We start from the raw sequence: 15032 nt of genomic DNA, 5'->3' as shown, positions 1-15032 counted from the left end.
CGCCCGCCGCGGGGTCCGGCGAGCGCGCTAGGGTCTGGCTTCGCCGGGTTGGATGAGTATGCTCGCGCCCGGGTGTCGTGGCGGTGGAGCGCCGCGACAGGCTTCACGGGACGGTCGGGCCGCCTTCCCCCCCACGCGACGTCGTCGCCTCCTGGTGGTCTGTGAACCCCTCGCCCTCCAAGCACGCTCCCGGAACCTGGGCCCCCGCGCGCCGCATCGCCGAGCGCGTCCTCGGCCCGCTCGATCGCTTCCTCCACATCGAGGCCGGAAGCGGGCTCGTCCTGCTCGTCGCGTCCGTCATCGCCCTCGCCTGGGCGAACTCGCCGTGGGGCGACGTGTACGAGCACCTCTGGCACACGCCGGTCACCGTCGGCGTCGGCGCGCTCGTGTTCACGCAGCCCGTCCACTTCTGGATCAACGAAGGGCTGATGACGATCTTCTTCTTCGTCGTCGGCCTGGAGATCCGCCGCGAGATCCACGAGGGCGAGCTCTCGGATCTCCGGCGCGCGACGCTGCCCATCGCGGCGGCGCTCGGCGGCATGGTCGCGCCCGCGCTCCTCTACCTGTCCCTGAACCCGTCGCCCGCCTCGCGGCACGGCTGGGGCGTCCCCACGGCGACCGACATCGCGTTCGCGGTGGGCGTGCTCGCCCTCCTGGGCAAGCGCGTGCCCCCTGCCCTGCGCGTGCTGCTGCTCGCCCTCGCGATCATCGACGACATCGGCGCGATCATCGTCATCGCGCTGTTCTACTCGTCGGGGGTCGCGTGGAGCGGGCTGCTCGTGGCCGCCGGGGCGGCGCTCGGCGTGGTGGTGCTCCAGCGCTTCGGCGTCCGGCAGGCCGCCGCCTACGTCGTGCCCGGCGGCGTGCTCTGGTGGGGCATGCTCCGCGCCGGCGTCCACCCGACGATCGCCGGGGTCGTGATCGGCCTGATGACGCCGGCGCGCTCCTGGTTCGGCAGCCACGGGTTCCTCTCCGCGGCCCGCCGCGCGGTGGACGAGGTCGACGCGCTCGCCCACCGAGAGGGCCACCGGGCCGACGAGCTGCTGAGTCCCCTCGGGCGCATCAGGACGGCCCAGATCGAGGCGGTGCCGCCCGTCCTCCGCCTCCAGACCGCGCTCCACCCGTGGGTCGCCTACGGCATCATGCCGCTGTTCGCCTTCGCCAACGCCGGCGTCCGCGTCGACGGCTCCTCCCTGGGCCACACGGCCTCGACGTCGATCCTGCTCGGGGTCGCGATCGGGCTCGTCGCCGGCAAGCCGATCGGCGTGTTCCTCGCGAGCTTCACCCTGGTCAAGCTCGGCGTCTGCGCGCTGCCGCGCGGGGTCGGCTGGCGCGGGATCGCCGTCGTGGGCTGCGTCGCGGGCATCGGCTTCACCATGGCGATCTTCATCGCCGGCCTCGCGTTCGACGCCGCCGAGAAGCTCGCCGCGGCCAAGCTCGGCGTCCTCTGCGCTTCGGCCTCGGCGGCCGTGATCGGCCTCCTCGTCGGAAGGCTCGCGCTGCCGGCGGCGCCGGCGCCGGACGCGGCGAAAACCCTGCACGAGGCCGAGACCTCGACCGAGCACTAGCCGCGCGGCCCGGCGCGGCGTACCTCCAGCGGCCCCGAGGTGCTCATGCTCTGGAAGACCTTCGAGGCCGGGATGTGGGGGCTCGTGGCCGGCTCCTCGCTGCTGCTCGGCGCGGCGATCGGCTACTTCGCGCGGGTCCCGACGCGCCTCGTCGCCGCCATCATGGCGTTCGGCGCGGGCGTGCTCATCTCCGCGCTCTCGTTCGAGCTGGTGAACAAGGCCTACGAGCGGGGCGGCCTGGACGCGACGGCGCTCGGGTTCCTCGGCGGCGCCGCGGTGTACTCGCTCGCCAACCACGCCGTCGGCAAGCAGGGCGGCAAGCACAGGAAGCGCTCCGGCGCGCAGCAGGCCCGCGAGGAGGACCGGAGCGGGAGCGGCCTCGCGATCGCGATCGGCGCCCTGCTCGACGGCATCCCCGAGTCGATCGTGATCGGGGTGAGCATGCTCGAGGGCGGCGCGGTCAGCTTCGTCGCCATCGCCGCCGTCTTCCTGTCCAACGTCCCCGAGGGGCTGTCGAGCGCGTCGGGCATGCGGGCCGCGGGCCGCTCCCCCCGCTACGTCTTCGGCGTCTGGGGCGGCATCGCCGCGGCCTCGGGCGTCGCGGCGCTCCTCGGGTTCGCCGTGTTCCGCGGCGTCTCGCCGGACGTCATCGCCGCCACGACCGCGGTCGCCGCCGGGGCGATCCTCGCCATGCTCGCGAGCACCATGATCCCCGAGGCCTTCGAGGAGGCGCACGACCTGGTCGGGCTCGTCACGGTCGCCGGGTTCCTCGCGGCCTTCACGATGAGCAAGCTCTCCGAGGCGGACGCGGGCGCGAGGCCCCCGGGCGCGCCCGCGCAGAGCGCCGCGCCGGCGCCGCCGCCCGCCTCGCCGCTGCCCTGAGGCCGGCCCGCGCCCTGCGCAGCCTCGCGAGCTCCGCCCGCTCGAGCTCCGCGGTGCTGACCGCGCCCTAGCCGAGCAGCAGGAAACAGAGGATCGCGCAGGCGCATCCGGGCCGTTCAGCTGCCTGGATTCATTTTGATCACAAACCATTTCCAGGCTAGACATTTCGCCATGAGCCTGTCGTTCTCCGGGCCGAGCGGGTGGATCGAGCAGCGCTGGATCGTGTACGCGCTGCTGCGGGACAGCATCCAGCACCACCTCGAGGACGGACAGCCCGGCGACGCGTTCGAGGCGCTCCACAGCGCCGCGGCGGCGCTCGGGGGCCGGCGCGTGATGATCCCGGCGCGGAGGCTCCACGAGGAGCTCACGCGCGCGCGGGACGCGCTCGGGGGCCGCTCCATCGACGCGCTCGCGATCGGCGCGCGGACGCGCGCGGTCCTCGGCCTGCGCTGGCCGCCCCCGGAGGGCGCCGGGACGATGCTCGTCAGCGACTGGGGAGACTCGGTGCCGCTGCTCGGCGACCCCCGGGGCGACCGCCTCGACGACGTCTTCGGCCACCTGATCGACGGCCTGCTGCGCATCACCGAGGGAGCCTCCGAGACGGACCAGGTCGAGGTCACGGATCTCTAGAGGCGCTGTCGGCTGCGCGGCTCGCCCCCCCGGTCGAGCTCGCCCGGCGCGTCGCGCTCCGGAGCGCCCAGCGCGTCAGGCCGGCGGGGGCGCGCCGGCCTCGGCGTCGAAGGTCCAGGTGAATGTCCCCTTCCCCTTGCGCTCGTCCGGCGGCGTGAGGACGAGCCCGTCGATGGCGTCCACGACGCAGCTCGCGACCTCGTCGGAGGCGGTGGTGCGCTCCTTGTCGACGACGACGTCCACGACGCGCCCGGTGTCCTCGAGCACGAGGAAGCTCACGGTGACGTCGCCCTTCGCGCGCGGGTTCCGCTTGAGCTCCGCGTCGTAACACGACTTGATGTCGGCCCGCTTGGTCTCGAAGAGCTTGGCCGTGTCGTTGCGGTACATCTCGGCGTCCCGCACGGCGAAGGAGCAGCCCGCGGCAGCGGCTGCAACGACCGTCATGAATGAAACGATAAGCGCCTGCTTCATCTCCGCCTCCTCACGAGCGAACGTCGCGCGTGCACAGGATCCTGCGGCCGCCATCGCGGCTCGACTCAATTGGCTGCCTTCGCAAGGTCCTGTTCCACGATGTTGAACTCGACCCGCCGGTTCTTCTCGCGGCCGTCCTCCGTGCCGTTGTCCGCGATGGGCTTCGACGCGCCGAAGCCCTTGGCGGTGAGCATGCCGGCGGAGATGCCGTGTCCGACGAGGTACTGCATCACGGCCTTGGCGCGGCGGTCGGACAGCTGCAGGTTGTGCGCCTCCGAGCCCTCGGAGCTCGCGTGGCCCTCGATCGCGATCTTCTTGATATGGGGGTGCTTCTTGATCGTGTCGACGATCTCGTTGAGCAGGCTGTGCGACTCCTGCTTGATCGTCGCCTTGTCGTGATCGAACTGGATCTTCTCGTTGATCTCGATCTTCTTCTCCGTCACGACGACCCGCTTCTTCGGCTCCGGCGGCGGCGGCGCCGGCGGCCGGGGGGCGTCGCCCGCGATGGTGAACGCCCTCCCCCCTTCGAACGTGGTGACGCCGCCGCAGCCGACGAGGCCCACCGCGAGGCCGAGGAGCAAGGCGCGGGCAGCGGAGGGCGCCCCGCCGAGGGCCCGCGCTCGCGCGTGCGAGGGGCCGGGCCGCCGCTTCGAGATCGCGCGCGCCGTCGCGCGTCGAACACCGCAAAAATCGTGCATGGTCGCGTCTCCGTGGGGGTGATTACGCCCCGGTGGCGCATAGCAACCCCATCCGATGCCACGCGTCAAGTTCTGCCGAGCAACATTTCGCGGCCGCTCTGCCGCTCGCCGGCCGCCGCGGATGCGCAATCCGGCGCGGGGTCGCGCGGCGGCGCGGCGTTCATCAATGCTCGCGGGCGGCCGCGAGAAACGCTTGCGCGTGGCCGGTCGTCGCGGCCTCATGGCCCGGATGAGCGACAGCGAGATGAGCGAAGGCCTCTATCGGGCCTTCTTCCGCGTGCACGACGGTCTGCCGCGCCAGTCCCCCGGGAGCGATGAATTCACGCGCGAGGCGCTCCGGCGCCTCGGGCCCTTTCCGGAGGGCGCCCGCGTCCTCGACCTGGGCTGCGGCCCCGGCGCGCATAGCCTCGTCCTGGCCGAGGCGCTGCGCGCGCAGGTCACGGCGGTGGATCGGCACGGCCCGTACCTCGCCGCGCTCGAGCGGCGGGCGGCGGAGCGGGGCCTCGGGCACCTCATCCGGCCGGTGCAGGCCGATTTCGCGGCGCTAGAGGAGCGGCCCGGCAGCTACGACCTCCTCTGGTGCGAGGGCGCGATCTACCTGCTCGGCTTCGCCGCGGGGCTCGCGACGTGGCGCCCGCTCCTGCGCCCGGGAGGCCGCATGGCCGTGACGGAGCTGACGTGGATCTCCGAGGCGCCGTCGCCCGAGGCGCGCGCCTTCTGGGGCGAGGCCTACCCCGCGATGGGCACGATCGCGTCGAACACGGCCGCGGCGGGGGGCGCCGGCTTCGAGGTCCTCGAGACGTTCGTCCTCCCGCAGCAGGCCTGGTGGGACGAGTATTACGGGCCGCTCCGCCGCCGCGTCGACGCGCTGCGCGCCGAGGCCGAGGCCGATCCGGATCTCGCGGCGGCGATCCGCGAGGCCGACCGCGAGATCGGCCTCTACGAGCGCGACCCTCACTCGTACAGCTACGTAGTCTATCTCCTCCGCAACCGTCCGCGCTGATACGCGCCGCCCCGGCTGCACGTCTCCGCGTCACCGAGATGCCGTTCACGCCGCGAGGGGCGATCTTGTAAAAGAAGATCGGGCTGTACCTTCCAGCGAGGTGACCGTCATGAATCAGCGCTTCCGATACGCGTTCTGGTTTCTGCTCCCGGCGGCCGCCGCGGGCGTGGCAGGGCCGGCTTATGCAGACGTGACCGTCTCGGGCGACGTGTCCCCGAGCAACCCCTCCGATCCGTGGGACCTCGGGGCGAACCCCCTCGTGGTGAGCACCGTGGACGAGGGAGACGGGGGCAGCGTGACCGTCACCCGCCGCGGGACGTTGATCAGCGCCGGCGCTGCCGTGGGGCGAGCGCGATCGAGCAACGGCACGGTCGAGGTCGTCGGGTACGGCTCGACGTGGACCAACAGCGGGGCCCTCGAGGTCGGGTTCTCGAACGCCTCGGGCGACGTCATCATTCGCCGGGGCGCCCGGGTGACCACCGACGACCTCGTGGTCACCGTGGGCGACATGGCCATCGGCGACGTGCTCGTCGAGGGGTACGACGCCACCCTGACGAGCCGAGGGAAGACGTACGTCGGCCAGGATGGAAGCGGCCGGATCACGCTGAGGCAGGGCGCGAGCTTCTTCTCGAGCGACACGACCGTCGGCTTCGGAGGGTGCCGGTACTGCGACGGCAGCGTGCGCGTCGAGGGCTCCGCGACGAGGTGGGTCAACACGGGAGACCTCGTCGTGGGCGGATACGGCAATGGCACGCTCGACATCAACCGAGGCGAGGTCTCCAGCGCGAGCGCCCATGTCGTGGGCTTCAGGGAGCCGGGGTCGAGCATCGTGAACGTGCGCGGCTGGGGCGGGACGTGGACCAACGCGGGGCTCCTGCGGGTGGGCGAGCTCGATCGCAGCGGCGAGATCTACGTCGGGGCTTATGGAAGCCTGGTGACCGGAGAGACCGAGATCCGCTCGGATCTCGGCCAGAGCATCATCTCGGTGGGCGACGTCCACGCGTCGTGGACCAACCGCGGTGACGTGACGATCTTCGCGTCCCGGTCGCGGACTCCGTCGCTCTCGATCACGAGGGGCGGCTCCGTCCTCGTGGGCGGCCTCCTCCGGACCGCGCCGCTGTTCGAGGGCGGCCCTTACGGCGGGCCCGCCGTGCGCCTCGCCGGCGGCGCGCTGAGCGCGGGCGCGATCGAGGTCGAGGCCGGCGACCTCGACTTCGCCGGCGGGCGGCTCGACACCGGCAGCTTCGTGGGCGATCTCGCGAACACGCAGGCTGGCCGGCTGGTCGTGGGAGAGGCCCATTCCGGGACCGGCATTGCCGGCAGCTACAGCCAGGGTCCGGGCGCCGCGCTGCGCGTCGCCGTCGCCGGTCCGAGCGCCGCGCCGCTGCTGCAGATCGACGGGGACGTGGTCCTCGACGGCGCGCTGGAGGTGCGCCCCGCGGGCGAGGCCGTGTCGTTCGAGGCCGGGGACAGCGTCGCCCTGCTCGGCTGGACGGGCGCCCTCTCGGGGGCGTTCACCGCGGTGGACATCGCCCTGCCGCTCGCCCCCGGGCTCGAGTGGGACACCTCCGCGCTGTACACGACCGGCGAGATCATCGTCGTGCCGGCCGGCTGAACGGGCCGTCGTGCCGGCCGGCTGAGCGGGCCGCCGCGCCGCGCCGCCGCGAAGGCCTGCGGTGTGCCCGGCCGCGGCGCGGCTCTGCCGGTCAGGCGCGGCTCTGCCGGTCAGGCGGGGATCTGCGCGACGTCTTCCCGCTCCCAGTGGCGGTGCCGCGCGATCGCCCGGAGGAGCTCGTCGCTGAACGCGGCGAGCGCCGCGGGATCGCGCGAGGTGACCACGCCCTTGTCGGACACGAGCGGCGGCGCGCCCTGGGGCGGCGCCGAGGCCTGCGCGCCGGCCACGGCCACGCCCTGGAGGAGCGACGACGAGAGGAGGTCGACGCCCTCGCCCGTCGCGCCGATCGCCTTGCAGTGCTTGAACGCCTCGTTGACGAAGTGGACCGCGTCGCCCATCACCGAGAGGGCGTCGACGCTGGCGCGCCCGCCGGGGACGAAGACGGCGTCGAACATGACGGAATCCGCCGTGAGCAGCGTCCGGTCCACCTCCACCGCGCGGCCGTCGTCGCCGAGGATCGACCCGAGCGACGTGGACACCACCTGCACCTGCGCCCCGGCGCCCTCGAGCGCTGCGCGCACGGCCGCGAGCTCGGCGCCCGCGACCCCGTCCGCCGCGAGCACGGCGACGCGCCGGCTCCGCACCGTGTCCTTCACCGTGTTCTCCATGCTGAGCGCCGGCGACACGTCCACCGAGCGCCGGCCCACGGCGGCCTTGTCCCGCGGCCCCTTCACCGGCGGCTTTCCCCCGGCGGGCGGCGCGACGCCGACGCCCGCCGCGACCTGCCTCCCGAGCTCGCCGTCGACCTCGCCGAGCCGGGCGACCATGCGCTCGCGGATGTCCTTGCTCGCCACGCTCCCGAGCTCGAACCGCGCCGCGGCGGCGAGGTGCCGTTTCTCGGGCGCCGAGAGGCTGTTCCAGAAGAGCCTCGCCTGGGTGATGTGGTCGTTGAAGGTATCGCTCCGCGCGCGCGCCTTCGCCCCGGCGACCTGCTCGGGGACGTGCACGAACGCGCCCCCCTCGGGCGGGGCCACCATCGGGCAGCCGCCGGCGAGCGAGTTCGGGAGGTAGTGGTGCGCCCGGCCCACCTTGATCCGCTGCTGCATGAAGCCCTCCTGGTGCTGGTTGCGCACCGGGACGAGCGGGCGGTTGATGGGGATCTGCGGGAAGTTCGGGCTGCCGAGCCGGTGGACCTGGGTATCGAGGTACGAGAAGAGCCGGGCCTGGAGCAGCGGATCGGCGGTGAAGTCGATGCCGGGCACCGCGTTGCCCAGGTGGAACGCCGACTGCTCGGTCTCGGAGAAGAAGTTGTCGGGGTTGCGGTTCAGCGTCATCTTGCCGATGCGGCGCACCGGCACGAGCTCCTCGGGCACGATCTTCGTCGCGTCGAGCAGATCGAAGTCGAACGAGTGCTCGTCCTCTTCCTCGATGATCTGCACCCCGAGCTCGTATTCGGGGTAGTCCCCCCGCTCGATCGCGTCCCAGAGATCGCGGCGGTGGAAGTCCGGGTCGAGGCCTGCGAGCCGCCGCGCCTCCTCGAAGAGCAGGGAGTGCACGCCGAGGAGCGGCTTCCAGTGGAATTTGACGAAGCGCGACTTGCCTTGCGCGTTGACGAGGCGGAAGGTGTGGACGCCGAAGCCCTCCATCATACGGAAGCTCCTCGGGACGGCGCGGTCCGAGAGCAGCCACAGGATCATGTGGGTCGACTCCGGCATGAGCGAGATGAAGTCCCAGAAGGCGTCGTGCGCGGACGAGGCCTGAGGGATCTCCCGATCCGGCTCCGGCTTGAGCGCGTGGATCACGTCCGGGAATTTGATGCCGTCTTGAATGAAGAAGACCGCGATGTTGTTGCCGACGAGATCGAAGTTCCCCTCGTCGGTGTAGAACTTCGTCGCGAACCCGCGCACGTCCCGGACCGTGTCCGCCGACCCGCGCGACCCGGCCGCGGTGGAGAACCGCACGAACACCGGCGTCCTGACGCTCGGATCCTGCAGGAAGGACGCGCGCGTGTACTCGGCCATCGACTCGTAGACCTGGAAGTAGCCGTGCGCCGCCGATCCGCGCGCGTGGACGACCCGCTCGGGGATCCGCTCGTGGTCGAAATGCGTCATCTTTTCGCGGAGGTGGAAGTCCTCGAGCAACGTCGGCCCCCGCGGCCCCGCCCGGAGCGAGTCGTCGGTGCTGTCGACCCGGACGCCCTGCTCCGTCGATAACGGCGCGTCCCTCGGATCCACGCGGTGGGGCTCCAGGCTCTCGAGCTTGAGGTTCGCCTCGGTGTTCCTGTTCGCGCCCGTCTTGCCTTGATCGGCCATGCGTCCTCCTCACTCTCCAGCAGACGCAGGCCCGCTGGAGGTGGCGATTGGATGCGTGAGGTGGGTGTGCGTCGCAGCGACGGCCGCGCGCGCGGGCAGGTCACCGAGCCACGCCGCGCCGCGGCGTCGCCGGAGCGCCGGGATAGAAGCCTGGAAAAAAGGACTTGTGAGCTCACGCGTCCGGGGCTAAACCTTCTCGGCCGGCCTGTCTCAGTGCCTGTGATCCCCGCGTGCGCGCGGGCTTGGAATCGATGTGCGCCGAGCGCCGCCCGTGGCATTGGGCCGGTCGGTGGCGGCTTCGTCGCAGTGAAATGACAGGCTGAATGGCAGTTGAATGACAGGTGACGGGACGCGCCCCGATCCGGCGGCGGGAGATCCCGTGTCCTCTGGTGGCCCGCGACGCGAGGCGACATCAGGAACCCTTACAAGGCATGTTCCGTCCAGGAGGAATCATGAAAATCGCGCATCGTGCGATACGCCCTTTGCTCACCGTGCTCGTCGCGTTCGCCGCGCTCGCGCTCGTGGCCCTGCGCCCGGCCGAGGCGACGCCGCAGATCCGCGTCAAGGAGGTGACGTTCCCCGTCACCCTCTCGGACGGCAACACCTATTCCATCGCTGGACGCCTCTATTATCTTGGCAGCTACCGGAACAAGACGCTCCAGGTCGCGATCCACGGCGCGAGCTACAACCACGCGTACTGGGACGCTCCCACCGTCGACGGGCACCCGTACTCGTACGCCCGTTTCATGGCGCTCCTGAACTACGCGGTGCTCGCGATCGATCAGATCGGCTCCGGGGAGAGCAGCCGGCCCGCCGGGGACTTCGTGACGTTGCAGGAGGTCGGGAGCGGCGTGCACCAGGTGCTCGAGAGCCTGCGCGGGAACGGCAACCCGCTCCGGCACGCGTTCGACGAGATCGTGCTCGTGGGCCACTCGCTCGGGAGCATCACCGCCACGTACGTGCAGGGGGCGTACGGCGACGCCGACGCGCTCGTGACGACCGGCATGGGGCACGTGCCCGTGCCGACCCCGTTCCCGCCCGAGTTGCTGGCGGTGCTGCTCCAGCAGCCCTATTTCGCGATCCCGCCCGAGGCCCGCGCGGCGCTCTTCTACAACCCGCTGCTCGCGGATCCCGACGTCATCGCGCTCGACGGCGCGGAGCTCCTCGACGAGATGCCGCGCGGCCTGGCCACGAGCGTGCTGCCCTTCCAGTACGATCCGGCCGTCACCCTCGTCGACCAGGTGACGTCGCCCGTGCTCGTGCAGCTCGGCGAGCTCGACCCCGTCGCGCCCGGCAGCACCGCCGACCTGGAGGACGACGCGTGGACCAGCGCGTCCGACGTGACCGTGCAGGTCTTGCCGGCCATGGGGCACGACTTCAACCTGCACCTCCACAACTTCCTGAGCTGGATCCCGATCCACGGCTGGATCGCGGGGAAGCTCGGCTGGCCCTGAGCCGCCCCGAGCGGCGCACCGGCGTGATCCGGGGGCTCGGTCCGTCGCAGGTCGCTCGTGGCCGAGGTCGGAGACTGACCCACCACAAGCGCACCTGCGTCGCGGCGTTCGCGGCGCGCGCGTTCCGGGCTTCGCGCGCCGGGGAGCACAATCCCGGCCTCAACGTGCGTCTTTTCGTTTCGCCCGCGTTGTGAGAAGCGTCGGGCGCATGCCTTCCACAACGCCCCCTGCGATGCGCCTCATCGCCTCGGAAGCGCTGCTGCTCGCGGTCGTGATGACCAGCAGCGCAGCGCTCGCGCAGCCGGCCGGCTCGCCGCCGCCGGAGCCCGCCGCGTCCGATCAGGACGCGAGCGGCGCCTCCGTGCCCCGCGGCGGCGCCGGCGCCGTCATCGTCCCCCAGCCGGGCGCGGCGCAGCCGCCGCCGCAGAGCGCCAGCATGCCGGAGCTCGTCAAGTACGCGCCGCCGGCGTACCCGCTCGAGGCGCAGCGCGCGGGCGTCGAGGGCAGCGTCGTGCTCAAGCTCGACATCGACAGGACCGGGCGCGTGACCAAGGCCGAGGTCGCGACCCCGGGCGGGCACGGCTTCGACGAGGCGGCGCTCGCGGCCGCGCCCGGCCTCGAGTTCACGCCGGCGCGCCGGCCCGACGGCACGCCCGCGCCGGCGCGGATCCTCTACCGCTACACGTTCAAGCTCACGCCCAAGGCCCCCGACGCCGCCGCGCCGGCGCCGCCGAAGGACGTCGAGACGATGGTCGGGACCGTCCTGGCCGCCGGCACCGGCGAGCCGCTCCCGGACATCGAGGTGAGCCTGAAGCGCCCCGACGGCGGCCGCGAGGCCGTGAAGACGGACCAGGGCGGCAAGTTCCGCTTCAAGAACCTCCCGCCCGGCCGTTACCAGGTCGAGGTCGCCGCCGCCGGGTTCGAGCCGTTCGTGGCCGACGAGGACCTCGCGCCGGACGAGGTGATCGAGGTGCGTTACCGCATCGCGCTCGCCGGGCCCAAGGCGGGCGGGCCGGCGGGCATCGAGGTGACCGTGCAGGGGGATCGCCCGCCGCGGGAGGTCACCCGGCGCACGATCGAGCGGCGCGAGATCGACCGCATCCCCGGGACCGGCGGCGACGCGCTGCGCTCGCTGCAGAACCTCCCCGGCGTCGCGCGCAGCCCCTTCGGGTTGCTCATCGTGCGCGGGTCCGCGCCCGAGGACACGCTCACGTTCATCGATCGCACCCCGGTGCCGATCATCTACCACTTCGGCGGCTTCGCCTCGGTCGTGCCGACCGAGATGCTCGAGAAGATCGACTTCTACCCGGGCAACTTCAGCGCCGAGTACGGCCGCGCCATGGGCGGCATCGTCGACGTCGGGCTCCGCTCGCCGAAGCAGGACGGCAAGTACCACGGCGTGGTCCAGCTCGACCTCATCGACGGGCGCCTGCTGCTCGAGGGGCCGGTCCCGTACCTGAAGGACTGGACGTTCATCGCGGCGGGCCGGCGGAGCTGGGTCGATGCGTGGCTCGGGCCCGTGCTCAAGGAGCTGAGCTCCGGACCGACGCAGGCGCCGGTCTACTACGATTACCAGTTCCTCCTCGAAGGCCGCCCCTCCCCAAGCGAGCGCGTGCGCGCGAGCTTCTACGGCTCGGACGACGCCTTCGAGGTCACGCTCGACCAGCCGCCGGAGGACGAGCCGGCGCTCACGGGCGACTTCGGGCTGCACACGGCCTTCCAGCGCTTCCAGCTCAGCTACGAGAACCGCCTGGGGAGCCGGGATCGTCTCCTGTGGTCGCTGGCCCTCGGCCGGGACATCTTCGATCTCGGCATCAATCCCCTCGCCTTCAACATCGTCTCGACCTCGCTCGACCTCCGGCTGGAGCTCTCGCACCGGTTCGCGAAGTACGTCACGATGAACGTGGGCACCGACCTCTCGGGCGGCGTCGCCACGGTCAACCTCACCGCCCCGGCGCAGCAGCCCGCCGGCCACCCGTCGAACCAGCCGTTCTCGCTCTCCCCGTTCCAGACCCGGTCGTTCGACGGCACGTACTCCCGGCCGGCAGCCTACGCCGAGTTCGAGGTCCTCCCCACTCCCCGCGCGCGGATCGTGCCCGGGGTGCGGCTCGATTACGCGGTCGACACGCGCACGCTCGACGTGAGCCCGCGGATCAACGGGCGTTACGACATCCGGAGCGGCTTCCCGCGGACGACGGCGAAGGGCGGCGTGGGCGTCTACCACCAGGCGCCGCAGTTCCAGGAGAGCATCGAGCCGTTCGGCACCGCGGGGCTCAAGTCGAACCGGGCCGTCCACTACGGCCTCGGCGTCGAGCAGGAGATCACGCCGCAGATCGACGTGACGGTCGACGGGTTCTACAAGGACCTCGATCGGCTGGTCGTCTTCTCGCCGGAGAAGGAGGGTTACGCGAACGACGGCACCGGCTACGCTGTGGGCGCCGAGGTGCTCCTGAAGTACAAGCCCGACGAGCGCTTCTTCGGCTGGGCGGCGTACACGCTGTCGCGGTCGGTGCGCAAGGACGGGCCCGGCGAGGAGGAGTACCTCTCGCAGTACGACCAGACCCACGTGCTCACAGTGCTCGGGAGCTACCGGCTCGGCCGGGGCTGGGAGGTCGGCGCGCGCTTCCGCCTCGTGTCGGGCAACCTGCAGACGCCCTATGTCTGCAATCCGGATCTGAAGGGGTGTGATCCGAACCGGCTGAACGCGGTGTACCACGCGTCCTCGGCGAGGTACCAGCCCATCCCCTTCGGCGGCGACTACAGCGAGCGGATGCCGCTGTTCCACCAGCTCGACATCCGCGCCGACAAGACGTGGCGCTTCAAGACATGGCAGCTCGCGTTCTACCTCGACGTGCAGAACGTCTACAACCACGCTGCCACGGAGGGCCTGAGCTACAACTTCAACTACACGGCGCGGGAGCCGGTGACGGGGCTCCCTTTCCTGCCCACGATCGGGCTGCGAGGAGACTTCTGATGAGACGGACGGCACCGAAGGCTCGGCGCGCTCTCCTGTTTGCGCTCTCGGCGCTGGCCGTGGGCGTCCCCTGCTGCGCCGGCGGCGATCAGGCGCCCTCGTCCGAGGTGACGGGGCTGCGCGTCCTGGCCGTGACCGCGGACAAGCCGTACGCGGCGCCGGGAGATCCCGTGACGTTCCAGATGACGTACGCCGACGCGCTGGGCGGGGCTGACGGCAAGCCGCGGAAGGTCGAGGTCATGTGGGTGGGCGGCTGCGTGAACCCGCCTGTCGGGCTGGACGAGCACCTCGGGTGCCTCCCGCAGTGGCTGGTCACGGCGGCGCTCGGGCAGGGACAGGGAAACCAGGGCGACGGCGGCGGCGGCGGCACTGGCGGCAGCGGCGGCGACGGCGGCACTGGCGGCAGCGGCAGCGGCAGCGGCGGCGACGGCGGCGGCACTGGCGGCAGCGGCGGCGACGGTGGCAGCGGCGGCACTGGCGGCAGCGGCGGCGACGGTGGCAGCGGCGGCGACGGTGGCAGCGGCGGCGACGGTGGCAGCGGCGGCACTGGCGGCAGCGGCGGCACTGGCGGCAGCGGCGGCACTGGCGGCAGCGGCGGCGACGGTGGCAACGGCGGGGCTGGCGATGGCGGAAACGGCGAGGCCGGCGGCAATGGCGGGGCGAAGCCGGCCGTTGCCTTCGGGCGACAGGAGATCGATCCGGCGAAGAGCGGTGAGCCCGGTGGGGTCTCGTTCACCTGGCAGCTGCCGAAGGACATCCTCAAGGAGGCAGCGCCCACCGAGACCGGGACGGTGTACTCGTCGGCCTATGTGATGTTCGCCGTGTGCGCCGGCAAGACGCGCCTGCCCGGGTTTCCGGGGGGGGCCGAGCTTCGGCTGGAGTGCGTCGACGACGACGGGCAAGTGCTCGGCGCCGACAGCTTCGTCGTGGGCTACACGCAGGTCTATGTCTTCGGGGACGGCCGGACGAACGCGAACCCGCCGATCGGTGACATCACGCTGAAGCATGATGGGAACGACGTCGAGAAGGGCGAGGACGACATCCCGGTCGTGGAGCGGTGTGCGGAGGGGGCTCAGCAAATCCAGGGCTGCGGCCGGGTGGAGCCGGACGACGACGAGTGCCCGACGTACGACGTCGAGGCGCTCGTGGAGGACGTCGCCGAGCTCGACGTGGAGTCGGGGGGCCTCGGCGGGCCGGCGGTTCGCGAGGCGATCTGGATCGACTACTACACCGACGGGGGCGGCTTCGACGGGGCCCGGCGCCTCGTGAGCGATACGACGAGAGGCTACCTCGGGGACCACGCCGTGACGTGGACTCCGCCCTCCGAGGCGGGGGACGTCTCGCTGTGGGCCGTCGTCCACGACACGCGCGGCGGAGCGAGCGTGACGCGGACGACGGTGCGGGTGAAGTGACCGCTACGCCCGA

At 72.0% G+C, this 15032-nt stretch carries 11 protein-coding genes; 8 read left to right on the top strand and 3 right to left on the bottom strand.

From position 1 onward, the window contains the following. The first annotated feature begins 161 nt into the window (after positions 1-161). The 3 genes from nhaA to WMF43_RS19400 all read left to right on the top strand — a co-directional run bounded on the left by nhaA (position 162) and on the right by WMF43_RS19400 (position 3080). Positions 162-1568: a Na+/H+ antiporter NhaA gene (gene nhaA / locus WMF43_RS19410; protein WP_437682160.1), complete on the top strand. Its 1407-nt coding sequence runs from the start codon at positions 162-164 to the stop codon at positions 1566-1568. 45 nt (positions 1569-1613) lie between these two features. Next, a complete protein-coding gene (locus WMF43_RS19405) occupies positions 1614-2450 on the top strand; it encodes a ZIP family metal transporter (protein ID WP_437682158.1) in 837 nt (278 codons plus the stop codon). Between the two features lie 171 nt (positions 2451-2621). Beyond that, on the top strand, positions 2622-3080 hold the full coding sequence (locus tag WMF43_RS19400) for a hypothetical protein (protein WP_437682157.1): 459 nt from the start codon (positions 2622-2624) through the stop codon (positions 3078-3080). 75 nt (positions 3081-3155) lie between these two features. Here WMF43_RS19400 and WMF43_RS19395 read toward each other — a convergent pair whose 3' ends face one another. After that, complete coding sequence (locus tag WMF43_RS19395) at positions 3156-3551, bottom strand: AgmX/PglI C-terminal domain-containing protein (protein WP_437682156.1); 396 nt, start codon at positions 3549-3551, stop codon at positions 3156-3158. A 65-nt stretch (positions 3552-3616) separates the two neighbouring features. Beyond that, entirely contained in the window at positions 3617-4249 is a 633-nt protein-coding gene (locus WMF43_RS19390; RefSeq protein ID WP_437682154.1) for an OmpA family protein, read from the bottom strand. A gap of 199 nt (positions 4250-4448) precedes the next feature. Between WMF43_RS19390 and WMF43_RS19385 the strand changes: the two genes are divergently transcribed. Continuing rightward, positions 4449-5252: an SAM-dependent methyltransferase gene (locus WMF43_RS19385; protein WP_437682153.1), complete on the top strand. Its 804-nt coding sequence runs from the start codon at positions 4449-4451 to the stop codon at positions 5250-5252. Between the two features lie 109 nt (positions 5253-5361). After that, the gene (locus WMF43_RS19380) at positions 5362-6867 is read left to right on the top strand and encodes a hypothetical protein (RefSeq protein WP_437682151.1); all 1506 of its coding nucleotides are present in this window, start codon (positions 5362-5364) and stop codon (positions 6865-6867) included. Positions 6868-6977: 110 nt separating this feature from the next. On the opposite strand, the gene WMF43_RS19375 is transcribed toward WMF43_RS19380, so the two are convergent. Beyond that, the gene (locus WMF43_RS19375) at positions 6978-9179 is read right to left on the bottom strand and encodes a catalase (RefSeq protein WP_437682149.1); all 2202 of its coding nucleotides are present in this window, start codon (positions 9177-9179) and stop codon (positions 6978-6980) included. Positions 9180-9631: 452 nt separating this feature from the next. Between WMF43_RS19375 and WMF43_RS19370 the strand changes: the two genes are divergently transcribed. From WMF43_RS19370 to WMF43_RS19360, 3 genes are all read left to right on the top strand, one after another. Continuing rightward, the gene (locus tag WMF43_RS19370; protein WP_437682147.1) at positions 9632-10633 is read left to right on the top strand and encodes an alpha/beta hydrolase; all 1002 of its coding nucleotides are present in this window, start codon (positions 9632-9634) and stop codon (positions 10631-10633) included. A gap of 208 nt (positions 10634-10841) precedes the next feature. Next, a complete protein-coding gene (locus WMF43_RS19365; protein ID WP_437682145.1) occupies positions 10842-13607 on the top strand; it encodes a TonB family protein in 2766 nt (921 codons plus the stop codon). Continuing rightward, positions 13607-15019 (top strand): hypothetical protein, encoded by a 1413-nt coding sequence (locus WMF43_RS19360; protein WP_437682143.1) that lies wholly within the window; start codon positions 13607-13609, stop codon positions 15017-15019. The genes WMF43_RS19365 and WMF43_RS19360 overlap by 1 nt, the downstream gene beginning before the upstream one ends. The last annotated feature ends 13 nt before the right edge of the window (positions 15020-15032 follow it).

The organism is Sorangium sp. So ce131, assembly GCF_051519095.1.
Classification (GTDB): domain Bacteria; phylum Myxococcota_A; class Polyangia; order Polyangiales; family Polyangiaceae; genus Sorangium.
Note: the sequence above shows the minus strand (reverse complement) of the source record. Positions and strands in the feature narration are given on the sequence as shown.